Genomic DNA, 21459 nt, shown 5'->3' with positions numbered 1-21459 from the left:
TCCCACAGGGGATCGCACACATCCAGGCCAGCAAGAATAATCACCACACATCCCCAACCGACCCGCTACAGTTGGCAAGCTCGCCCGCGCCACGGATAATGCCCAGTTTTTCCACCAGCGCATCGAAGCGCCGCCGCGCCTGCGGTTGAAAGAGAAGACCATGAAAGACACCATTCGCCAGCTCATCCAGCAAGCCATCGCCCAACTCGTCACTGAAGGTGTGCTGCCAGAAGGCCTGTCGCCGGCGATTCAGGTCGAGAACACCCGCGACAAGACCCACGGCGACTTCGCCAGCAATATCGCGATGATGCTCGCCAAGCCGGCCGGCATGAAGCCGCGGGACCTGGCGGAAAAAATCATCGCCGCGCTGCCGGCCGACGAAAACGTCAGCAAAGCCGACATTGCCGGCCCCGGGTTCATCAATTTCTTCCAGAACACCCAGGCCCTGGCTTCGCGCCTGGACGCGGCCCTGGCCGACGAACGCATCGGCGTGCGCAAGGCCGGCCCGTTGCAGCGCACCGTGGTCGACCTCTCGGCCCCCAACCTCGCCAAGGAAATGCACGTCGGCCACCTGCGCTCGACCATCATCGGTGACGGCGTGGCCCGGGTCCTGGAGTTTCTTGGGGACACCGTGATCCGCCAGAACCACGTTGGCGACTGGGGCACGCAGTTCGGCATGTTGATGGCCTATCTGCAGGAAAACCCCATCACCAGCGACGAGCTGTCGGACCTGGAGAACTTCTACCGCGCCGCCAAGCAACGCTTCGACGAGTCGCCCGAGTTCGCCGACCGCGCCCGTGGTCTGGTGGTCAAGCTGCAGGCCGGCGATGCCGAGTGCCTGGCGCTGTGGACCAAGTTCAAGGACATCTCCCTGTCCCATTGCCAGAAAATCTACGAGCTGTTGAACGTCAAATTGACCATGGCCGACGTGATGGGCGAGAGCGCCTACAACGATGACCTGGCCAACGTGGTCAACGACCTCAGGGCCAAGGGCATGCTGGTGGAAAGCAACGGCGCCCAGTGCGTGTTCCTCGACCAGTTCAAGACCGCCGACGGCGAGCCCCTGCCGGTGATCATCGTCAAGGCCGACGGCGGCTACCTCTACGCCACCACCGACCTGGCGGCCGTGCGCTACCGCAACAGCGTGCTCAAGGCCGATCGAGTGCTGTACTTCGTCGACCAGCGCCAGGCCCTGCACTTCCAGCAAGTGTTCGAAGTGGCGCGCCTGGCCGGCTTCGTGACCCGCCCGATGGAAATGGAACACATGGGCTTCGGCACCATGAACGGCGCCGACGGCCGCCCGTTCAAGACCCGCGACGGTGGCACGGTGAAACTGATCGACCTGCTGACCGAAGCCCAGGACCGCGCCTACACCCTGGTCAAGGGCAAGAACCCGGACCTGGCCGAGGACGAACTGCGCAAGATCGCCAAGGTCGTGGGCATCGACGCGGTGAAATACGCCGACCTGTCCAAGCACCGCACCAGCGACTACAGCTTCAACTTCGACCTGATGCTCAACTTCGAAGGCAACACCGCACCGTACCTGCTGTACGCCTACACCCGCGTGGCGGGGGTGTTCCGCAAGCTCGGCAAGAGCTTCAGCGAAGTGGACGGCCAGATCGTGCTCGAGGCTCCTCAGGAACAGGAGCTGGCAGCGAAACTGGCGCAGTTCGGCGAGGTGCTGAACAACGTCGCCGACAAGGGCACGCCGCACACCCTGTGCGCCTACCTGTACGATGTCGCCGGCCTGTTCTCCAGCTTCTACGAGAACTGCCCGATCCTCAGCGCCCCCACCCCAGAGCAAATGCAGAGCCGCCTGCGCCTCGCCGCGCTGACCGGGCGCACGCTCAAACAAGGCCTGGAACTGCTGGGCCTGGAAACCCTGGAGCGCATGTAAGTTGGCCGCCAAGAAAAAACCTGCACCCAAGCGCGGCGCCAGTCGTTACCAGCCTCCAGCCAAAAAACCGATTCCAGGTTGGTTGTGGATGGCCATCGGCCTGACCGTCGGCGCGTTCATTGTGTTCTTGATGAAGCTGGAGCCGGGCCAGGGCGATGACGTCAAGCGCGTCCGGCAAGAGCAGCAGAAAGCCACGCGTATCGCCGAGGCCAACAAGACCCCGCCGAGCCCGACGCAACCGGTGAAGCCGAAGTACGACTTCTACACCTTGCTGCCGGAATCGGAAGTCATCGTGCCGCCCGATGCCGTGCCGGAGAAAACCCTGCCGACGCCGCAAGTGCCACAGGTGCCCACCACGCCGGTGACCCCGGCCGAAGCGGCGAAGATCGACACCGCTCGCGCCCAGGCGGCCCTGGCTGGCATCACGCCGCCACCGGCCCCGCCGGTACAGAAAGCCGCGCCGGTGACGAAGTTCTTCCTGCAGGCCGGCTCGTTCCGCAAGGAAGCCGACGCCGACAAGGTCCGGGCGCAGATCATTCTGCTGGGCCAGTCCGTGTCCGTGGAGTCCGGGACGGTGAAGGACGAAACCTGGTACCGGGTACTGGTCGGCCCGTTCAGCAACCGCGAGGAACTGACCAAGGCCCAGAAACAACTGGCAGGGAGCGGTTTCAGCAACCTGTTGTTACAACAACGCCAAAGCCGCTGACTTTTGCTGAAAACACCCGGTGCGGCGGGGCTTTTGTGGCGAGGGAGCTTGCTCCCGCTGGGCTGCGTAGCAGCCCCAAAAGCTTGGGACCGCTGCGCGCTCCAGCGGGAGCAAGCGCCCTCGCCACAGTGAATGCCTTTGCCACAAACTTGATTGCCCCCCCAGGGTGCCGCTCGTCCCCTCTCCCACCCCACAGTTGAAAAACCCCACGCCACCCCCATATGAGTTCCATCCGGGCATTTTCGCCCCGCTGCGTGGAGACTCTCCCTTGACCACCATCGTTTCAGTCCGCCGTCATGGCAAAGTCGTCATGGGCGGCGACGGCCAGGTTTCACTGGGCAACACCGTGATGAAAGGCAACGCGAAAAAAGTCCGCCGCCTGTATCACGGCGAGGTCATCGCCGGTTTCGCCGGGGCCACCGCCGACGCTTTCACGCTGTTCGAACGATTCGAAGGCCAGCTTGAAAAACATCAGGGCCACCTGGTCCGTGCCGCCGTGGAACTGGCCAAGGAATGGCGCACCGACCGCTCCCTGAGCCGCCTCGAAGCCATGCTCGCGGTCGCTAACAAGGACGCCTCGCTGATCATCACCGGCAACGGCGACGTCGTTGAACCCGAAGATGGCTTGATCGCCATGGGTTCCGGCGGCGCCTACGCCCAGGCCGCGGCCAGCGCCCTGCTGAAAAAAACCGACCTGTCGGCCCGTGAGATCGTCGAGACTGCCTTGGGCATCGCCGGCGACATCTGCGTCTTCACCAACCACACCCAGACCATTGAGGAGCAGGACCTCGCCGAATAAGCCTGCCACCCGCGCACCGGCTCATTCTTGCTTGAGGACCGCCAATTATTATGTCCATGACTCCCCGCGAAATCGTCCACGAACTCAACCGCCATATCATCGGCCAGGACGATGCCAAGCGCGCCGTCGCCATCGCCCTGCGTAACCGCTGGCGCCGGATGCAGCTGCCCGAAGAGCTGCGCGTCGAGGTGACCCCCAAGAACATCCTGATGATCGGCCCGACCGGTGTCGGCAAGACCGAAATCGCCCGGCGCCTGGCCAAGCTCGCCAATGCGCCGTTCATCAAGGTCGAAGCCACCAAGTTCACCGAAGTCGGCTATGTCGGTCGCGACGTCGAGTCGATCATCCGTGACCTGGCCGACGCCGCGATCAAGTTGCTGCGCGAACAGGAAATCACCAAGGTCCGCCACCGCGCCGAAGACGCCGCCGAAGAGCGTATCCTCGACGCCTTGCTGCCACCGGCGCGCATGGGCTTCAACGCCGACTCTGCCGCGACCCAGGATTCCAACACCCGCCAGCTGTTCCGCAAGCGCCTGCGCGAAGGCCAGTTGGACGACAAGGAAATCGAGATCGAAGTGGCCGAGATGGCCGGCGTCGATATTTCCGCGCCGCCAGGCATGGAAGAAATGACCAACCAGTTGCAGAGCCTGTTCGCCAACATGGGCAAGGGCAAGAAGAAAAGCCGCAAGCTCAAGGTCAAGGAAGCGCTGAAGCTGGTGCGCGATGAAGAAGCCGGCCGCCTGGTCAACGAAGAAGAGTTGAAGGCCAAGGCGCTGGAGGCGGTCGAGCAGCATGGCATCGTGTTCATCGACGAGATCGACAAGGTTGCCAAGCGTGGCAATGTCGGCGGTGCCGATGTGTCCCGCGAAGGTGTACAACGCGACTTGCTGCCGCTGATCGAAGGCTGCACGGTCAACACCAAGCTGGGCATGGTCAAGACCGACCACATCCTGTTCATCGCCTCCGGTGCGTTCCACCTGAGCAAACCGAGCGACCTGGTGCCGGAGCTGCAGGGTCGCCTGCCGATCCGCGTCGAACTCAAGGCGCTGACGCCGGAAGACTTCGAGCGCATCCTGAGCGAACCCCATGCGTCCCTGACCGAACAGTATTGCGCGCTGCTCAAGACTGAAGGCCTGAGCATCGAGTTCACGCCAGAAGGCATCAAGCGCCTGGCCCAGATCGCCTGGCAGGTCAACGAGAAGACCGAGAACATCGGTGCCCGTCGCCTGCACACGTTGCTCGAACGCTTGCTCGAGGAGGTGTCGTTCAGCGCCGGCGATCTGGCCAGCGCCCACAACGAAGCGCCGATCCTCATCGACGCCGAGTACGTCAACAGCCACCTGGGTGAATTGGCGCAGAACGAAGATCTGTCGCGGTATATCCTGTAAGCCACACGCTATGTGAGTGGGCTCTTGTGGCGAGGGAGCTTGCTCCCGCTGGGCCGCGAAGCGGCCCCAAAACCCGTGGCCGCCGCTTATCAGGAGCTGGTCGCGAATTTTTGGGAGGGCTTCGCCCTCCAGCGGGAGCAAGCTCCCTCGCCACATATCGTTCACGCAAGCTTGCAAGAGACTGACGCCCCATGACCAAACTCCCCACCGCCATCAACCTGCACAAAGCCTCCAGGACCCTGACGCTCAAATACGCGCCGGACGAGGAGTACCACCTGCCTGCCGAATTCCTGCGGGTGCATTCGCCTTCCGCCGAGGTCCAGGGCCATGGCAAACCTATCCTGCAATACGGCAAGCTCAACGTCGGCCTGACCAAGGTCGAGCCGGCCGGCCAGTACGCACTGAAACTGACCTTCGACGACGGCCACGACAGCGGATTGTTCACCTGGGACTATCTTTACCAGTTGGCGGTGCGCCAGCAGGACTTGTGGAACGATTATCTTGGCGAGCTCAAGGCCGCCGGAAAAACCCGCGATCCGGACGCGTCCGTCGTCAAGCTGATGCTCTAGCTCAAGGGCTGGCGCTTTAGGGCGATTTTTCTAGACTCATCTGCTTGAATGCCCGCGCAGCAACGTCAATGACTGGCCTGCTTGCGAAAAAAATTAAACTCGGGTAACCAATGGAGCTGGCAAGTTCCCTGCAAAGGAACCGGCGAGTTCCTGGCATACGTTTCCTCATTGGCCCTCGATGCGGAATTAATGGTCACCCGAGCAGCGTACCCGGTATCGGCTGTGTGGCTTCATGGCACCAACCGGGTACTCGTCTGAAGGACAATGGAGCGTCGTAGATGAGCAACAAGAACAACGATGACCTGAAGTACCAGGCCTCGGAAAATACCCTGGGGTTGAATCCCGTCGTCGGCTTGCGCAGGAAAGACCTGCTGGCCTCTGCCCGGATGGTGCTGACCCAGGCCATCAAGCAACCGCTGCACAGCGTCAAGCATGTCGCCCATTTCGGCGTCGAACTCAAGAATGTCCTGTTCGGCAAATCCGAGCTGCAACCGGCCGGCGACGACCGTCGCTTCGTCGACCCGGCCTGGAGCCAGAACCCGCTCTACAAACGCTACCTGCAAACCTACCTGGCGTGGCGCAAGGAGCTGCACGCCTGGATCGACGACAGCAGCCTCTCGCCCGCGGACATCAGCCGCGGGCATTTCGTGATCAACCTGATGACCGAAGCCATGGCCCCGACCAATTCGGCGGCCAACCCGGCGGCGGTCAAGCGCTTCTTCGAAACCGGCGGCAAGAGCCTGCTCGATGGCCTGTCCCACCTGGCCAAGGACCTGGTGCACAACGGCGGGATGCCGAGCCAGGTGAACATGGGCGCGTTCGAGGTCGGCAAGAGCCTGGGGGTGACCGAAGGTGCCGTGGTATTTCGCAACGACGTGCTGGAGCTGATCCAGTACCGGCCCATTACCGAGCAGGTCCACGAGCGACCGCTGCTGGTGGTGCCGCCACAGATCAACAAGTTCTACGTATTCGACCTGAGCCCGGACAAGAGCCTGGCGCGCTTCTGCCTGCGCAGCAACGTGCAGACCTTCATCGTCAGCTGGCGCAACCCCACCAAGGAACAGCGCGAGTGGGGCCTGTCGACCTACATCGAGGCGCTCAAGGAAGCGGTGGATGTGGTCACGGCCATCACCGGCAGCAAGGACGTGAACATGCTGGGCGCCTGCTCGGGCGGCATCACCTGCACCGCGCTGCTGGGCCATTACGCCGCCCTCGGCGAGAAAAAGGTCAATGCCCTGACCTTGCTGGTGAGCGTACTCGACACCACCCTGGACACCGACGTGGCACTGTTCGTCGACGAGCAGACCCTGGAAGCGGCCAAGCGCCATTCCTACCAGGCCGGTGTACTCGAAGGCCGTGACATGGCCAAGGTCTTCGCCTGGATGCGCCCCAACGACCTGATCTGGAACTACTGGGTCAACAATTACCTGTTGGGCAACGAGCCGCCGGTGTTCGACATCCTGTTCTGGAACAACGACACCACGCGGCTCCCGGCGGCGTTCCACGGCGATCTCATCGAGATGTTCAAAAACAACCCGTTGATCCGGCCCAACGCACTGGAAGTGTGCGGCACGCCGATCGACCTCAAGCAAGTCACCGCCGACATCTTTTCCCTGGCGGGCACCAACGACCACATCACACCTTGGAAGTCCTGCTACAAGTCGGCGCAGCTGTTCGGTGGAAAAGTGGAATTCGTGCTGTCGAGCAGCGGTCATATCCAGAGCATCCTCAACCCGCCCGGCAACCCCAAGTCGCGCTACATGACCGGCGAGGACATGCCGGCCAAGGCCGAGGACTGGCAGGAAAACTCCACCAAGCACACCGACTCTTGGTGGCTACACTGGCAAGCCTGGCAGGCTGAGCGCTCGGGCAAACTGAAAAAAGCCCCTACCGTGCTGGGCAACAAGGCCTACCCGGCCGGTGAAGCGGCGCCCGGCACCTATGTGCATGAGCGGTAACGGATGCAACTCGTCTGGCGCGGGAGTGGGCTTGCTCACGAATACATCCCGCCAGCCGACACTGAATGCAAGGCCCACAGCGCTGGCGAACATAAAACTCATGTTCACGGCAGATCCCCTGTGGGAGCGAGCTTGCTCGCGATGACGGTGTGTCAGCCAACATCGATATTGGATGTACCGCCGTCATCGCGAGCGAGCCCGCTCCCACAAGGAATCGGGGAAAAATGAAAGACAGCGACCCAACCCACAGGGCTTGAAGCATGCCGCAACCGTACATCTTCCGTACCGTCGATCTGGATGGCCAGACCTTGCGCACCGCGGTACGTCCCGGCAAGCCTCACTTGACGCCACTTCTGATTTTCAACGGCATCGGCGCCAACCTCGAGCTGGTATTCCCGTTCATCCAGGCCCTGGACCCGGACCTGGAAGTCATCGCCTTTGACGTGCCCGGTGTCGGCGGCTCATCGACGCCCAACCGGCCGTATCGCTTTCCGGGCCTGGCCAAACTCACCGCGCGGATGCTCGACTACCTGGACTACGGGCAGGTCAACGTGATCGGCGTGTCCTGGGGGGGCGCCCTGGCCCAGCAGTTCGCCTACGACTACCCGGAGCGCTGCAAGAAGCTGGTGCTGGCGGCCACGGCGGCCGGGGCAGTGATGGTACCGGGCAAACCGAAGGTGCTGTGGATGATGGCCAGCCCCCGGCGCTACGTTCAGCCTTCCCATGTGATGCGTATCGCACCGCTGATCTACGGCGGCTCGTTCCGCCGTGACCCGAGCCTGGCGGCCAGCCACGCGGCCAAGGTTCGTTCGGCGGGCAAGCTCGGTTATTACTGGCAACTGTTCGCCGGCCTCGGCTGGACCAGCATCCACTGGCTGCACAAGATCCACCAGCCGACCCTGGTGCTGGCCGGCGATGACGACCCGCTGATTCCACTGATCAACATGCGCATGCTGGCTTGGCGCATTCCCAACGCCCAATTGCACATCATCGATGACGGCCATTTGTTCCTGATCACCCGGGCCGAGGCGGTGGCGCCGATCATCATGAAGTTTCTGGAGGAAGAACGTCAGCGTGCCGTGATGCATCCGCATCCCTCGCCGCTGGGCGGCGGCTGAAACCGCCCATTAGCGCCTGGCAGGACGCCGGATTGCGCAGCGACCCGAAACAGCGACTATGTTGTCTGGTTCGGTGTGTTTGTTTTTAGCCTGATGACGAAGGAGTTGACTCATGCGCGACAAACCGGCGAAGGGTTCCATGCCCGCCCCTGCCAGCTTCATCAACGCACAAAGTGCGGTCACCGGCCTGCGTGGCAGGGACCTGCTGTCCACCTTGCGCAGTGTGGCCGCACACGGTTTGCGCAACCCGGTGCACAGTGCCCGGCATGCGCTGAAACTGGGCGGTCAACTGGGCCGCGTGCTGCTGGGCGAGACCCTGCACCCCACCAACCCCAACGACCCGCGTTTCGCCGACCCCACCTGGCAGCTCAATCCGTTCTACCGCCGCAGTCTGCAGGCCTACCTGAGCTGGCAAAAACAGGTCAAGAGCTGGATTGACGAAAGCGACATGAGCCAGGATGACCGCGCCCGCGCCCACTTCGCCTTCGCCCTGCTCAACGACGCCGTAGCGCCGTCCAATACCTTGCTCAACCCCCTGGCGGTCAAGGAGCTGTTCAACTCCGGCGGCGCCAGCCTGGTTCGAGGCATCAGCCACTTGGTGGACGACCTGCTGCACAACGACGGCCTGCCCCGCCAAACCACGCCCCATGCCTTTGAAGTCGGCAAGACCCTGGCGACCACACCCGGCGCGGTGGTGTTTCGCAACGATCTGCTCGAACTGATCCAGTACCGGCCCATGAGCGAAAAGCAGTACGCCAAGCCATTGCTGATCGTGCCGCCGCAGATCAACAAGTTCTACATTTTCGACCTCAGCCCCTCCAACAGCTTTGTCCAGTACGCCCTGAAAAACGGTTTGCAGGTGTTCATCATCAGTTGGCGCAACCCTGACGTACGCCACCGCGAGTGGGGCCTGTCCAGCTATGTCGAGGCCACGGAAGAGGCCATGAACGTCTGCCGGGCGATCACCGGCGCTCGCGAGGTCAACCTGATGGGCGCCTGTGCCGGTGGCATGACCATCGCCGCCCTGCAAGGCCACCTGCAAGCCAAGCGCCAGCTGCGCCGGGTTGCCAGTGCCACGTACCTGGTGAGCCTGCTGGACAGCCAGATCGACAGCCAGGCCACGCTGTTCATTGACGAGCAAACCCTGGAAGCCGCCAAGCGCCGCTCCTACCAGAAGGGCATCCTCGATGGTCGCGACATGGCCCGGGTGTTCGCCTGGATGCGTCCCAACGACCTGATCTGGACCTACTTCATCAACAACTACCTGCTGGGCAAGGAGCCGCCGGCCTTCGACATCCTCTACTGGAACAACGACTGCACCCGGCTGCCGGCGGCTTACCACGGTGATCTGCTGGACTTCTTCAAGCACAACCCATTGACCCACCCTGGTGGCCTGGAAGTGTGCGGCACGCCCATCGACCTGCAAAAAGTGACGGTGGACAGCTTCAGCGTGGCCGGCATCAACGACCACATCACGCCTTGGGACGCGGTCTATCGCTCGACGCTGTTGCTCGGCGGCGACAAACGTTTCGTGCTTTCCAACAGCGGCCATGTCCAGAGCATTCTCAACCCGCCGGGCAACCCCAAGGCCAACTACATCGAAAGCGCAAAAATGAGCAGTGACCCACGGGCCTGGTACTACGACGCCACGCACGTCGAAGGGAGTTGGTGGACGCAATGGCTGAGCTGGATCCAGGAGCACTCCGGCGCCCAGCACGAAACCCAGATGAGCCTGGGCAACGCGAACTACCCGCCCCTGGACGCAGCCCCCGGCACCTATGTTCGCGTGCGCTGAAGGCCCTATTCCACGGCCAGGCGATTGGCGGTGGCACGACTTGACCATTAAGAAGACCGGATGAAAACCCGCGACCGCATCCTTGAATGTGCCCTGCAATTATTCAACGAAAAGGGCGAACCGAACGTCTCCACCATGGAGGTTGCCAACGAAATGGGCATCAGCCCGGGCAATCTCTACTACCACTTCCATGGCAAGGAACCGCTGATCCTCGGCTTGTTCGAGCGCTTCCAGAGCGAACTGGCACCGCTGCTCGACCCACCGGCAGACGCGCAGTTGGCGCCGGAAGACTATTGGCTGTTCCTGCATTTGATCGTCGAGCGCCTGGCCCAGTACCGGTTTCTGTTCCAGGACCTGTCGAACCTGGCCGGGCGCCTGCCGAAGCTGGCCAAGGGCATCCGTCAATTGCTCAATGCCCTGAAGCGCACCCTTGCCTCACTGCTGGCGCAGCTCAAGGCCCAGGATTTGCTGGTCAGCGATACCCAGGCCCTGGGGCAACTGGTGGAGCAGATCACCATGACCTTGCTGTTCTCCCTGGACTACCAGCGCATCCTGGACCGCGAGGGCGAGGTTCGACTGGTGGTCTACCAGATCATGATGCTGGTGGCCCCGCACCTGCCGCCCGCGACCAAGGTGGCGACGGAGCGGCTGGCGTTGCGGTATCTGGAAGAACACGACTAATCACCGCCCGTGGCAGATCCATTGTGGGTGATTCCAATATCCGTATCACCGCCAATTCCCCTGTGGGAGCGAGCTTGCTCGCGATGGCAGTGTGTCAGTCAAGATCAATACTGTTGACCCACCGCTATCGCGAGCAAGCTCGCTCCCACAGGTTGACCTGCGTACAAACAAAAACGCCCGGCCTACATAGGCCGGGCGTTTTTTTGTTTGCCCTGGATATCAGGACTGGGTGGGAGGCGTCGTTGGAGTCGACGTTGGTGCTGGAGTGGCGACCGGGGTTGGAGCGGCGGCAGAGTTCGCCGTGCTCGCCGGGGTTGCCGGCTTGGCGGCCGCAGTGGGCGCCTTGGGTGCGGCTGCTTTTGGCGCGGCCGGTTTTTTCACGGCAGGTTTTTTCGCCGCAGCGGGTTTGGCCGCCACTTTTGCCGCTGGCTTGGCTGCTGGTTTAGCCGCCGGTTTGGCCGCAGCGGGTTTAGCGGCAGCCGTCTTGGCCGCTGGCTTGGCCGCCGGTTTGGCGGCGGGCTTGGCTGCCGCTTTCGCCGCTACCGGTTTAGCCGCAGCCTTGGCCGCAGGTTTGGCCGCTGCGGTTTTAGCCGCTGGCTTGGCCGCTGCTTTCGCCGCAGGTTTGGCAGCGGGTTTTGCCGCAGCCTTGACCAGTGGCTTGGCTGCCGTTTTAGCGGCTGGCTTGGCCGCCGCCGTCTTGGTCGCCACGGGTGCGACTTTGGCGCCGGTGAGTTTTTCGATCTGCTTGGTCAGGGTGTCGACCTTGCTGTGCAGCGCCTTGACTTCATTGCGGCTCGGCACGCCCAGGCGCGAGATCGCGCTGTTCAGGCGCTTGTCGAAAGCCCCTTCCAGCTCGTCCCATTTACCCAGGGCACGATCCTTCACGCCGCCGATGCGCGACTTGGCGGAATCGACGGTTTCCTTGGTGGCATCGACTTGTTTGCCGACTGCCGTCTTGGTGAGTTTTTCGGCCTTTTCGCCGTCCTTAACCAGGGACTCGAAGAGCTTGCTGCCGTCAGTGTCGATCTTCGAGTACACGCCTAAACCAGCAAGCCAGATTTTGCGGGAATATTTTTCAATCTTCCCGGCCCACGAGCTGCCCTCTTTTTCTGTGATTTTTTTGCCAGCCATCCCGTTCTCCTTAATGTTTACGCGCGACACGTTCGAGCAATGCTGTCAGCTCATCGAGCTTAGCAGAGAGTGTCTCAACGTCATGTTTAGACGGAATGCCGATACGATTCAAGGCACTTGCAACACGGGCATCGAATACCTTCTCGACTTTATCGAGTTGTACTTCAACCCGAGCCTTGAAAGTATTGACGTCGGTCTTGGCTTCAATCAATTCGCTGTTGGCCGCTTCAAGTTTCCCGGCAATTTTCTTTTTGCCTTTGGTTTCAATAACTTCGCCAGCTTTTACCAACTCCTGGAAGTACCCGCTGCCTTCCTGGCCGACCTTCGTGTAGGCGCCCAGGCCCGCCAGCCAGATCTTGCGCGCGTACGTTTTCACGTCGCTGAGCGTGGAAGATTCAACGTCGGTTTTTTTCTTCAGAATAACTTTGGCCACGGTGCACCTCACTCGAAAAAGGTTTGAGGAACTGCCCGCACATGGACGGGCTCAGGCACAAAGTAGTGACAATAATTAGAAACGGCACCCTAACAACTGACACAATCTTGAGGACAGTGATCTCCCTGTGGGAGCGGGCTTGCTCGCGAAAGCGGTGGATCAGTCAACATCAATAGTGAATGACCCACCGCATTCGCGAGCAAGCCCGCTCCCACAGAGTTTGGTGGTGAACTTGAGTACTGCATCCTCCTTTCGGTCGATCAAGCCAACGCCTTATCCAGCGCCTTTTCGATTTCCGTCTTGATCGTGCCGCTCATGGCCGACATCAACATGCCCAACTCCACGTCGACACGGATCGAATCCTCGCCCACATGCACTTCGCCCTTGACCCCGGAACGCTTGAGCTTCAGGGTGTCGCCCTCCCACTGCGGCTCCAGGCCATAGCTGTCGGACAACTTCTGCGCCAGCTTGTCGGCCTTCTCTCGCGCCGTTTCCTTGCCCAGGCCATGGGCACGTTCAACAGTTATACGGGCCATCGGATGACTCCTGTTTTATCGGGACTTGCCTGAACGTTTCAGACCCTGGCTGCGTCAAAACGTCCCGGCGGTCGCCCATCTTACCTTCAGCCTTGCCAAGACAAAGCCCTCCACCGGGATTAGAATGTCCCGCATTCTTTTTTGGTGACCGCGATATGACTGATCAGCGCAAAGGCAGCGATGCCGAACCCACCACGCACTTCGGCTTCAAGAACGTGCCGGAAAGCCAGAAAGCGGAAAAAGTCGCTGAGGTTTTCCACTCCGTAGCCGCCAAGTACGACTTGATGAACGACCTGCTCTCGGGCGGCATGCACCGCCTGTGGAAGCGTTTCGCGATCGAGCTGTCGGGCGTGCGCAACGGCAATCGCGTGCTGGACATCGCTGGCGGCACGGGCGACCTGACGAAGAAGTTCTCCCACATCGTCGGGCCGACCGGCCAGGTGGTGCTGGCCGACATCAACGAATCCATGCTCAAGGTCGGTCGCGACCGCCTGCTGGACCTGGGTGTGGCCGGCAATGTCGAGTTCGTCCAGGCCGACGCTGAAAAGCTGCCGTTCCCCGACAACCATTTCGACTGCGTGACCATCGCCTTCGGTCTGCGCAACGTCACCCACAAGGAAGACGCCCTGCGTTCGATGCTGCGGGTGCTCAAGCCCGGCGGCCGCCTGCTGGTGCTGGAGTTCTCCAAGCCGACCAACGCGCTGATGTCCAAGGCCTATGACGCCTACTCGTTCGCCTTCATGCCGCTGATGGGCAAGCTGATCACCAACGACTCGGAAAGCTATCGCTACCTGGCCGAATCGATCCGCATGCACCCGAACCAGGAAACCCTGAAGTCGATGATGGTCGAGGCCGGTTTCGACCGCGTGACCTACCACAACATGACCGCCGGTATCGTCGCCCTGCATCGCGGTATCAAACCCTGATGTTGCTCACCGGCCTGCTCGCCAGCGTCGAACTCGGCCTCAACCGGGTATTGCGCCTGGACAGCACGGCGCTCGCGCGCCTGGCGCACTTGAGCGGCAAGGTGATCGCCGTCGACTGCCGCAGCCCGGCGTTGCAGGTGTTCATCCTGCCCAGCGACGAAGGCCTGATGCTCGCCGCCCACTGGGAAGCCGAAGCGGATTGCACGCTGCGCGCTCCGGCGTCGAGCCTGGTGAACCTGGCCCTGGGCAAGGACAAGAGCGCGGTACTGCACAGCCCCGACGTGGAGCTCGATGGCGACAGCGGCGTGCTGCTGGAGCTGGCGGCGATTCTCCAGGACCTGGAACTGGACTGGGAATACGAAGTGTCCCGCTGGATCGGTCCGGTGGCGACCCAGTTGCTCAGCGGCCATTTGCGCCGCCGCCGCCACTGGTATCGCCAGGGTTTCGCCAGCCTGGGACAGAATCTGAGTGAATACCTGGCCGAAGAATCGCGTACCCTCGTAGGCCAACGCGAGGCCCAGGCCCGTTTTGATGAACTGGATCAGGTCAAGCTTGACCTGGAACGTCTCGAGGCGCGTTTCGAGCGCCTTTCCCGATCCCTTGAAACCAAGCGATAACGCATGAAGCTGCTTGCCGTCCGCCGTTTGTTGCGCATCCAGCGCGTCGTGATCCGCTACCGCCTCGATGACCTGCTGTTCGCCCTGCCGTTGCCCTGGTTTCTCCTGGCGCTGCGCTTCGTGCTGCCGTGGCGCTGGTTCCCCCGACGAACCCTGGACCTGCCGCGTGGCGCGCGCCTGCGCCTGGCCTTGCAGGACCTGGGGCCGATCTTCATCAAGTTCGGGCAGATCCTCTCGACCCGTCGCGACCTGTTGCCCGAAGACATCGCCGACGAACTGATGCTGTTGCAAGACCGCGTGCCGCCGTTCGATTCCAAGCTGTCGGTGGCGCTGATCGAGGAACAACTGGGCAAGAAGATCAGCGAAGTCTTCAGCCGTTTCGACGTCGAGCCCCTGGCCTCGGCCTCCGTGGCCCAGGTTCACGCCGCACAACTCAAGAGCGGCGAAGAGGTGGTGGTCAAGGTCATTCGCCCGGGCCTCAAGCCGATCATCGCCCAGGACCTGGCGTGGCTGTTCATCCTCGCCCGCGCCGCCGAACGGTTGTCGGCCGATGCCCGCCTGCTGCACCCGGTGGACGTGGTCCAGGACTACGAAAAAACCATCTACGACGAACTCGACCTGCTGCGCGAGGCCGCCAACGCCAGCCAGCTGCGCCGCAACTTCGAAGGCTCGCCGCTGCTCTATGTGCCGCAAGTCTATTGGGACTGGTGCCGACCGAAAGTGTTGGTGATGGAGCGCATCTACGGCATCCAGGTCACCGACCTGGCGACCCTGGCCGACCAGCGCACCGACATGAAACTGCTGGCCGAGCGCGGCGTGGAAATCTTCTTCACCCAGGTGTTCCGCGACAGCTTCTTCCACGCCGACATGCACCCGGGCAATATCTTTGTCAGCACCGTGCAGCCTTGGAGTCCGCAATACATCGCCATCGACTGCGGCATCGTCGGCAGCCTGACCCCCGAAGACCAGGACTACCTGGCCCGCAACCTGTTCGCCTTCTTCAAGCGTGACTACCGCCGTGTCGCCCAACTGCACATCGATTCGGGCTGGGTGCCGGCCGAGACCAAGCTCAACGAATTCGAAGCGGCGATCCGTACCGTGTGCGAACCGATCTTCGAAAAACCGTTAAAAGATATTTCCTTCGGCCAGGTGCTGATGCGCCTGTTCCAGACCGCGCGACGCTTCAATATGGAGGTTCAGCCACAGTTGGTGCTGTTGCAGAAAACCCTGTTGAACATCGAAGGCCTCGGCCGTCAGTTGTACCCGGACCTCGACCTGTGGAACACCGCCCAGCCGTTCCTCGAACGCTGGATGCGCGAGCGCGTCAGCCCGCGAGCCTTGCTGGGCAACGTGCAGAGCCAGTTCGAGCAGATCCCGCACTTGGCCAACATGACCCGCGACCTGCTCGAACGCATGTCCCAACCCCACGCCCACGACCCGGCGCCACCGTGGCACCGACGCAAGGACGACTGGTTCCTGCGCTTGCTCGGCGCAGCTCACCTGGGAGGTGGCGCAATGCTGGCGGCTGGTGGACCGTTGAGCGAATTGGGCCATTGGCCCGCCGCAATCATGGTGATCGTTGGTTTGTATCTGGTCGTTCGCCGATAGCCAGCACCGGTTCGCGCTGGCACACTGTTTCAACGCTGGGCCCGCCGACGTCAGGTACGCGGCCCATGGTCGGAGTCAAAGATGAAAAACTGGCAGGACGAGATCAAGTGGGACGCTGACGGCCTGGTGCCGGCCATCGCCCAGGACCACAAGACCGGGCGCGTATTGATGATGGCCTGGATGAACCGCGAAGCGCTGGCCCTGACCGCCGCCGAGAACCGCGCCATCTATTGGTCACGTTCCCGTGGCAAGCTGTGGCGCAAGGGTGAAGAGTCCGGGCATGTGCAGCACCTGCATGAGATGCGCCTGGACTGCGACGGCGACGTCATCATCCTGATGGTCGAGCAGGTCGGTGAGATCGCCTGCCACACCGGCCGTCAAAGCTGCTTCTATCGCGTCTTCGAGAACGGCGACTGGAAAACCGTCGACCCGGTGCTCAAGGACCCGCATGCCATTTATTCAGGACATACCCATGAGTGACACCCTGACCCGCCTGGCCCAGGTGCTGGAAGAGCGCAAGGGCGCCGCGGCCGACAGTTCCTATGTCGCCAGCCTGTACCACAAGGGCTTGAACAAGATTCTGGAAAAAGTCGGCGAAGAGTCGGTCGAGACCATCATCGCCGCCAAGGACGCCGCCATCAGCGGCGACTGCAGCGACGTGATCTACGAGACCGCCGACCTGTGGTTCCACAGCCTGGTCATGCTGGCCCAACTGGGGCAGCATCCGCAGGCCGTACTGGATGAACTGGACCGTCGCTTCGGTCTGTCCGGGCACGTCGAGAAAGCCTCGCGCCCGTCCGCCTGATCAATTTTTGAGAGGAGTAGCCACATGGGTATCTTTGACTGGAAACACTGGGTCGTCATCCTGGTCGTCGTGGTGTTGGTGTTCGGCACCAAGAAACTGAAGAACCTCGGCACCGATGTCGGCGAGTCGATCAAGGGTTTTCGCAAGGCCATGAACGATGACGAGAAACCGGCCGACCCGACGACCAACCAGGCTCAGCCCGCACAACCGACCCAACCGGTACACCCGCAGGCCACTCAGCCTGTGAATGCGCCGAATACCATCGACGTGCAGGCCCAAAAAGTCGAAGAGCCCATCCGCAAAGACTCGTGAGCACTGACTAATGTTTGGGATCAGCTTCACTGAACTGCTGCTCGTCGGCCTCGTCGCCCTGCTGGTACTGGGCCCCGAGCGCCTGCCGGGCGCTGCGCGCACCGCCGGTCTCTGGATCGGGCGCCTGAAGCGCAGCTTCAATGCGATCAAACAGGAAGTTGAACGTGAAATCGGCGCCGACGACATCCGTCGGCAACTTCACAACGAACACATTCTGTCCCTGGAGCAGGAAGCGCGGAAAATCTTCACGCCGCCCCAGCAGGAACCGACGCCAGTCCAGCCTGTGGCCGAGCCGACCGTGGCTTCCCAAGCGCCAGAGAGTGGCGCGCCGGTGGCTGAACCGGCGCCAGTGACACCGACGGTAGCGGATACAGCGCCCCACGCTGTCCCTGCGCCTAACGATCCTACTTTGCCGCCGCGAGCCCCATGAGCGATATCCCCGAAAACGACCAGCCGATGCCGCTGGTATCGCACCTCACCGAGTTGCGCACCCGCCTGCTGCGTTGCGTCGCGGCGGTTTTCATCATCTTCGCCGGGCTGTTTTCCTTCACCCAGCAGATTTACACCTTCGTCTCCACGCCGCTGCGCCAGTACCTGCCGGTAGGCGCGACGATGATCGCCACCGACGTGTCGTCGCCGTTCCTGACGCCACTGAAGCTGACGATGATGGTCTCGCTGTTCCTGGCGATCCCGGTGATCCTGCACCAGATCTGGGGCTTCATCGCCCCGGGCCTGTACAAGCATGAAAAACGCATCGCCGTGCCGCTGCTGGTGTCCAGCATCCTGCTGTTCTACACCGGCATGGCCTTCGCCTATTACCTGGTGTTCCCGCTGATCTTCAAGTTCTTCGCCGCCGCCACCCCGGCGGGCGTGGAAATGATGACCGACATCAGCAGCTATCTGGATTTCGTCATGACGCTGTTCTTCGCCTTCGGCGTGGCGTTCGAAATCCCCGTGGCCGTGGTGCTGCTGGTGTGGATCGGCGTGGTCGACGTGGCCTACCTGAAGAAGATCCGCCCCTACGTGATCATCGGCTGCTTCGTGGTCGGCATGATCCTGACCCCGCCGGACATTTTCTCCCAGACCCTGCTGGCAGTGCCGATGTGGCTGCTGTTCGAGATCGGCATCCTGTTCGGTGGCCTGGTGCGCAAGCGCCGGGAAGAAGAACCCGAGGACCAGCCGGTCGATGACCACAACGACCAGCCGCCAGCGACCCAAGCGTGAACCTGCTGCTGCTCGAAGAGGCCGACTTCATTGGGCCCGACCGCGTGATCCTGAGCGATCGCCGATTGACCCACATGCAGGAAGTCCATCGCAGTGCCGTCGGTGACAGCCTGCGGGTCGGGCGCATCGGCGGGTTGATGGGCTCGGCCCAGGTACTGCGCCTGGAGGCTCGCGAGGCCGAACTGCAAGTGACCCTCGACCAGGCGCCGCCGGCCAAGTTGCCGTTGACCCTGGTGCTGGCGCTGCCGCGTCCGAAAATGCTCAGGCGAGTGTTCCAGACGGTCGCCACCATGGGCGTGCCGCGGGTGGTGTTGGTCAACAGCTATCGCGTGGAAAAGAGCTTTTGGCAGACGCCGTTCCTCGAGCCCGAGGCCATCCGCGAGCAACTGATCCTGGGCCTGGAACAAGCCCGGGACAGCGTGTTGCCTGAGGTGGTTATCGAGAAACGCTTCAAACCTTTTGTCGAGGACCGCCTGCCGGCCATGACCGCCGGCACCTTGGGCCTGGTCGGTCATCCCGGCAACCACCCGCCCTGCCCGCGAGCGCTCACAGAACCGGTGACCTTGGCCATTGGCCCCGAAGGCGGTTGGATTCCCTACGAAATCGACCTGCTGGGCAAGGCCGGTCTGCAACCGGTACAACTGGGCGAGCGGATCCTGCGGGTCGAGACCGCGGTTACCGCATTGCTTGCAAGGTTGTTCTGAAAGGTTTCTCTGCTTTGCCACAAACAAGCCACTCTGAGAATCCTGAGCTCATTTCTACAGATCCCGTCAAAGCCGCCGATACAGTGCCCATAAAACCCATTCAGCGCTCCAAGGGAGTATCAGCATGTTCCGGTGGCTTGCCCAGGGTCTGGGAAACGTAGGCGTTAACCGCAAACTCGGCGCAGGCTTCGGCCTGGTGCTGTTCCTCACCCTGATGATCGCATTCACCGGTTGGTCCGGCCTGGGCAATGTCATCAGCCGGGGCGATAAACTGGGGTTCATTGCCAGTCTCAACGACTTGAGCAAAGACTTGAACCTGGCCAGCATCGACTACAACACCACGCGGGGCGAGAAGGGCCCGCAACAGGTCAACGACCTGCTGGGCAAGCTCGAAGCCGGCCTGAAAACCGCACGCGAGTTAATCGAACAGCCGGCCGACGTCGCACTGATCGACAAGCAACTGGCTGCCGTCGCCGAATACAAGGGCGCCTTCGCCCAGATGACCCGCGCTACCGTCAACCGCGAAGATGCCCGCAGCAAACTCGGTGCCAGCGCCGACAACGCCGTGGCCCGCGTCGCCGAAGTTGAACAGTTGTTGCTGCAAGCCGGCGACGTCACCCCGTTCAACAGCGTGGTCACCCTGAGCAAGGCCATCCAGCAAGCCCGCTACCAAGTCCGCGGCTACACCTACAGCGGCAAGAGCGAAGCCCAGCAACCGGCCCTCGAGGCCATCGACACGGTCCTCAAGCTGCTTGCGCGACTGCCAGACCAATTGCCCCAGGAACACGCCGCCAACCTGCAACAGGCCAACGACTCGTTCAATCTCTATCGCGCGGCGGTCGCCCAGTTCCGCGACTCGCAGATCGACAACGCCGCGGCCCTCCAGCGCATGACCGAGCAAGGGCAAACACTGATCGATTCCAGCCAGAAGCTGACGGTTTCCCAGACAGCCGTGCGTGACCACGACGTCGTCCAAGCCAAGACGCTGCTGATCGTGGCGGCCGCGCTGGCGCTGCTGTTCGGCGTGATCGCCGCCCTGTTCATCACCCGGCAGATCGTCGGCCCACTCGGCGAAACCTTGAAGGTTGCCGAACGCGTGGCCGCTGGCGACCTGACCCACAACCTCACTTCTGACCGTCGCGACGAACTGGGCCAGTTGCAACGCGCCATGCAAAGCATGACCGTGGGCCTGCGGCAATTGATCGGCGGCATCAGCGAAGGCGTTACCCAAATCGCCAGCGCCGCCGAACAACTCTCGGCCGTGACCGAGCAGACCAGCGCCGGGGTCAACAGCCAAAAGGTGGAAACCGATCAGGTCGCCACCGCCATGCACGAAATGACCGCCACGGTGCAGGAAGTCGCCCGCAACGCCGAGGAAGCCTCCGAAGCCGCAGTCGCCGCCGACCAACAGGCCCGCGAAGGCGACAAAGTGGTGGGCGAGGCCATTGCCCAGATCGAGCGTCTGGCTAAGGAAGTGGGCAACTCCACCGCCGCCATGGGCGATTTGAAGCGCGAAAGCGACAAGATCGGCAGCGTCCTGGACGTGATCAAATCCGTGGCCCAGCAAACCAACCTGCTGGCCCTCAACGCGGCCATCGAGGCAGCCCGTGCCGGTGAGGCCGGACGTGGTTTTGCGGTGGTGGCCGATGAAGTCCGCAGCCTGGCCCAGCGCACCCAGAAGTCCACCGAAGAAATCGCAGAACTGATTGTCGGCCTGCAAAGCGGTACCGAACAAGTCGCGACCATCATGGACAACAGCCGCAGCCTGACCGACAGCAGCGTCGAACTGACCCGCCGCGCGGGGGGCTCGCTGGAAAACATTACTCGTACGGTTTCGGCGATCCAGTCGATGAACCAGCAGATCGCCGCGGCGGCTGAGCAGCAGAGTGCGGTGGCTGAGGAGATCAACCGTAGTGTGCTGAATGTGCGTGATGTGTCGGAGCAGACGGCGTCGTCCAGTGAGAAGACTGCCGCTTCGAGTGCTGAGCTGGCGCGGTTGGGGGTTCATTTGCAGACGTTGGTGGGGCGGTTCCGGGTTTGATTCGGGTGTGGGTGTTGGGGTTGGTGTTGTGTGTATATCCGTTATTTAGGTAACGGCTGCTGACGGTTCCGCTCTTACAGCGGCTTACCTTTGCGCTTCTCAAAAGTGAGCCGCTGTAAGAGCGGAACCGTCAGCAGCCGTAGCCCCAATAACGGATATACACCCAAGAATACCCAGGCCCACAATCCGTCATCCCAAGGCTACGGCGCCT

The 21459-nt window shown here is 62.1% G+C and carries 21 protein-coding genes and 1 pseudogene; 19 read left to right on the top strand and 3 right to left on the bottom strand.

Going from position 1 to position 21459, the window contains the following annotated elements; genetic code table 11:
- The first annotated feature begins 160 nt into the window (after positions 1 to 160).
- From argS to AC515T_RS02215, 9 genes are all read left to right on the top strand, one after another.
- Positions 161 to 1897 (top strand): arginine--tRNA ligase, encoded by a 1737-nt coding sequence (gene argS / locus AC515T_RS02255; protein ID WP_496531272.1) that lies wholly within the window; start codon positions 161 to 163, stop codon positions 1895 to 1897.
- Position 1898: 1 nt separating this feature from the next.
- Complete coding sequence (locus tag AC515T_RS02250; RefSeq protein ID WP_030140998.1) at positions 1899 to 2603, top strand: SPOR domain-containing protein; 705 nt, start codon at positions 1899 to 1901, stop codon at positions 2601 to 2603.
- Positions 2604 to 2871: 268 nt separating this feature from the next.
- Positions 2872 to 3402: an ATP-dependent protease subunit HslV gene (gene hslV / locus AC515T_RS02245; RefSeq protein WP_003196958.1), complete on the top strand. Its 531-nt coding sequence runs from the start codon at positions 2872 to 2874 to the stop codon at positions 3400 to 3402.
- 50 nt (positions 3403 to 3452) lie between these two features.
- Positions 3453 to 4790 carry an ATP-dependent protease ATPase subunit HslU gene (gene hslU, locus AC515T_RS02240; protein WP_186706092.1) on the top strand — a complete coding sequence of 446 codons (1338 nt, stop codon included), beginning with the start codon at positions 3453 to 3455 and terminating at the stop codon, positions 4788 to 4790.
- Positions 4791 to 4981: 191 nt separating this feature from the next.
- Complete coding sequence (locus AC515T_RS02235) at positions 4982 to 5359, top strand: gamma-butyrobetaine hydroxylase family protein (protein WP_496531271.1); 378 nt, start codon at positions 4982 to 4984, stop codon at positions 5357 to 5359.
- A 278-nt stretch (positions 5360 to 5637) separates the two neighbouring features.
- Positions 5638 to 7317, top strand: a complete 1680-nt coding sequence (phaC, locus tag AC515T_RS02230; protein WP_122565293.1) for a class II poly(R)-hydroxyalkanoic acid synthase — start codon at positions 5638 to 5640, stop codon at positions 7315 to 7317.
- A gap of 260 nt (positions 7318 to 7577) precedes the next feature.
- Positions 7578 to 8435, top strand: coding sequence for a poly(3-hydroxyalkanoate) depolymerase (gene phaZ, locus AC515T_RS02225; RefSeq protein ID WP_003186648.1), 858 nt, complete (start codon positions 7578 to 7580; stop codon positions 8433 to 8435).
- Between the two features lie 112 nt (positions 8436 to 8547).
- Complete coding sequence (phaC, locus tag AC515T_RS02220; protein ID WP_496531270.1) at positions 8548 to 10230, top strand: class II poly(R)-hydroxyalkanoic acid synthase; 1683 nt, start codon at positions 8548 to 8550, stop codon at positions 10228 to 10230.
- 60 nt (positions 10231 to 10290) lie between these two features.
- On the top strand, positions 10291 to 10911 hold the full coding sequence (locus AC515T_RS02215; protein ID WP_060739570.1) for a TetR/AcrR family transcriptional regulator: 621 nt from the start codon (positions 10291 to 10293) through the stop codon (positions 10909 to 10911).
- A gap of 219 nt (positions 10912 to 11130) precedes the next feature.
- Here AC515T_RS02215 and AC515T_RS02210 read toward each other — a convergent pair whose 3' ends face one another.
- The 3 genes from AC515T_RS02210 to AC515T_RS02200 form a co-directional block, all read right to left on the bottom strand.
- Positions 11131 to 12042 (bottom strand): phasin family protein, encoded by a 912-nt coding sequence (locus AC515T_RS02210; RefSeq protein ID WP_496533060.1) that lies wholly within the window; start codon positions 12040 to 12042, stop codon positions 11131 to 11133.
- 10 nt (positions 12043 to 12052) lie between these two features.
- Positions 12053 to 12475, bottom strand: coding sequence for a phasin family protein (locus AC515T_RS02205; protein WP_122565288.1), 423 nt, complete (start codon positions 12473 to 12475; stop codon positions 12053 to 12055).
- Between the two features lie 260 nt (positions 12476 to 12735).
- Positions 12736 to 13011 carry a polyhydroxyalkanoic acid system family protein gene (locus tag AC515T_RS02200; RefSeq protein WP_496531269.1) on the bottom strand — a complete coding sequence of 92 codons (276 nt, stop codon included), beginning with the start codon at positions 13009 to 13011 and terminating at the stop codon, positions 12736 to 12738.
- 155 nt (positions 13012 to 13166) lie between these two features.
- Here AC515T_RS02200 and ubiE point away from each other — a divergent pair, with 155 nt between their 5' ends.
- From ubiE to AC515T_RS02150, 10 genes and pseudogenes are all read left to right on the top strand, one after another.
- On the top strand, positions 13167 to 13937 hold the full coding sequence (gene ubiE, locus AC515T_RS02195; protein WP_496531268.1) for a bifunctional demethylmenaquinone methyltransferase/2-methoxy-6-polyprenyl-1,4-benzoquinol methylase UbiE: 771 nt from the start codon (positions 13167 to 13169) through the stop codon (positions 13935 to 13937).
- Positions 13937 to 14561, top strand: a pseudogene (locus tag AC515T_RS02190) (ubiquinone biosynthesis accessory factor UbiJ). The gene ubiE and the pseudogene AC515T_RS02190 overlap by 1 nt, the downstream one beginning before the upstream one ends.
- Positions 14558 to 16162 carry a ubiquinone biosynthesis regulatory protein kinase UbiB gene (ubiB, locus tag AC515T_RS02185; protein WP_496531267.1) on the top strand — a complete coding sequence of 535 codons (1605 nt, stop codon included), beginning with the start codon at positions 14558 to 14560 and terminating at the stop codon, positions 16160 to 16162. The pseudogene AC515T_RS02190 and the gene ubiB overlap by 4 nt, the downstream one beginning before the upstream one ends.
- An 81-nt stretch (positions 16163 to 16243) precedes the next feature.
- Entirely contained in the window at positions 16244 to 16642 is a 399-nt protein-coding gene (gene hisI, locus AC515T_RS02180; protein WP_003196931.1) for a phosphoribosyl-AMP cyclohydrolase, read from the top strand.
- Entirely contained in the window at positions 16635 to 16967 is a 333-nt protein-coding gene (locus AC515T_RS02175; protein WP_003186671.1) for a phosphoribosyl-ATP diphosphatase, read from the top strand. The genes hisI and AC515T_RS02175 overlap by 8 nt, the downstream gene beginning before the upstream one ends.
- A gap of 24 nt (positions 16968 to 16991) precedes the next feature.
- Positions 16992 to 17279: a twin-arginine translocase TatA/TatE family subunit gene (locus AC515T_RS02170; protein ID WP_060739575.1), complete on the top strand. Its 288-nt coding sequence runs from the start codon at positions 16992 to 16994 to the stop codon at positions 17277 to 17279.
- 10 nt (positions 17280 to 17289) lie between these two features.
- On the top strand, positions 17290 to 17709 hold the full coding sequence (gene tatB, locus AC515T_RS02165; RefSeq protein ID WP_496531266.1) for a Sec-independent protein translocase protein TatB: 420 nt from the start codon (positions 17290 to 17292) through the stop codon (positions 17707 to 17709).
- A complete protein-coding gene (tatC, locus tag AC515T_RS02160; RefSeq protein WP_060739577.1) occupies positions 17706 to 18503 on the top strand; it encodes a twin-arginine translocase subunit TatC in 798 nt (265 codons plus the stop codon). Before tatB ends, tatC begins: the two co-directional genes overlap by 4 nt.
- Positions 18500 to 19207 carry a 16S rRNA (uracil(1498)-N(3))-methyltransferase gene (locus tag AC515T_RS02155; protein ID WP_496531265.1) on the top strand — a complete coding sequence of 236 codons (708 nt, stop codon included), beginning with the start codon at positions 18500 to 18502 and terminating at the stop codon, positions 19205 to 19207. The genes tatC and AC515T_RS02155 overlap by 4 nt, the downstream gene beginning before the upstream one ends.
- 124 nt (positions 19208 to 19331) lie before the next feature.
- Positions 19332 to 21248, top strand: coding sequence for a methyl-accepting chemotaxis protein (locus tag AC515T_RS02150; protein WP_496531264.1), 1917 nt, complete (start codon positions 19332 to 19334; stop codon positions 21246 to 21248).
- Positions 21249 to 21459: the final 211 nt, after the last annotated feature.

It is taken from the genome of Pseudomonas sp. FSO-7 (assembly GCF_059579345.1).
Note: the sequence above shows the minus strand (reverse complement) of the source record. Positions and strands in the feature narration are given on the sequence as shown.

Excerpts from the sequence above, each read along its gene's own strand:
- argS (WP_496531272.1), top strand. The coding sequence starts at position 161 with ATGAAAGACACCATTCGCCAGCTCATCCAGCAAGCCATCGCCCAACTC.
- hslU (WP_186706092.1), top strand. The coding sequence starts at position 3,453 with ATGTCCATGACTCCCCGCGAAATCGTCCACGAACTCAACCGCCATATC.
- AC515T_RS02235 (WP_496531271.1), top strand. The coding sequence starts at position 4,982 with ATGACCAAACTCCCCACCGCCATCAACCTGCACAAAGCCTCCAGGACC.
- phaC (WP_122565293.1), top strand. The coding sequence starts at position 5,638 with ATGAGCAACAAGAACAACGATGACCTGAAGTACCAGGCCTCGGAAAAT.
- phaZ (WP_003186648.1), top strand. The coding sequence starts at position 7,578 with ATGCCGCAACCGTACATCTTCCGTACCGTCGATCTGGATGGCCAGACC.
- phaC (WP_496531270.1), top strand. The coding sequence starts at position 8,548 with ATGCGCGACAAACCGGCGAAGGGTTCCATGCCCGCCCCTGCCAGCTTC.
- AC515T_RS02215 (WP_060739570.1), top strand. The coding sequence starts at position 10,291 with ATGAAAACCCGCGACCGCATCCTTGAATGTGCCCTGCAATTATTCAAC.
- AC515T_RS02210 (WP_496533060.1), bottom strand. The coding sequence starts at position 12,042 with ATGGCTGGCAAAAAAATCACAGAAAAAGAGGGCAGCTCGTGGGCCGGG.
- AC515T_RS02200 (WP_496531269.1), bottom strand. The coding sequence starts at position 13,011 with ATGGCCCGTATAACTGTTGAACGTGCCCATGGCCTGGGCAAGGAAACG.
- ubiE (WP_496531268.1), top strand. The coding sequence starts at position 13,167 with ATGACTGATCAGCGCAAAGGCAGCGATGCCGAACCCACCACGCACTTC.
- ubiB (WP_496531267.1), top strand. The coding sequence starts at position 14,558 with ATGAAGCTGCTTGCCGTCCGCCGTTTGTTGCGCATCCAGCGCGTCGTG.
- hisI (WP_003196931.1), top strand. The coding sequence starts at position 16,244 with ATGAAAAACTGGCAGGACGAGATCAAGTGGGACGCTGACGGCCTGGTG.
- AC515T_RS02175 (WP_003186671.1), top strand. The coding sequence starts at position 16,635 with ATGAGTGACACCCTGACCCGCCTGGCCCAGGTGCTGGAAGAGCGCAAG.
- AC515T_RS02170 (WP_060739575.1), top strand. The coding sequence starts at position 16,992 with ATGGGTATCTTTGACTGGAAACACTGGGTCGTCATCCTGGTCGTCGTG.
- tatB (WP_496531266.1), top strand. The coding sequence starts at position 17,290 with ATGTTTGGGATCAGCTTCACTGAACTGCTGCTCGTCGGCCTCGTCGCC.
- tatC (WP_060739577.1), top strand. The coding sequence starts at position 17,706 with ATGAGCGATATCCCCGAAAACGACCAGCCGATGCCGCTGGTATCGCAC.
- AC515T_RS02150 (WP_496531264.1), top strand. The coding sequence starts at position 19,332 with ATGTTCCGGTGGCTTGCCCAGGGTCTGGGAAACGTAGGCGTTAACCGC.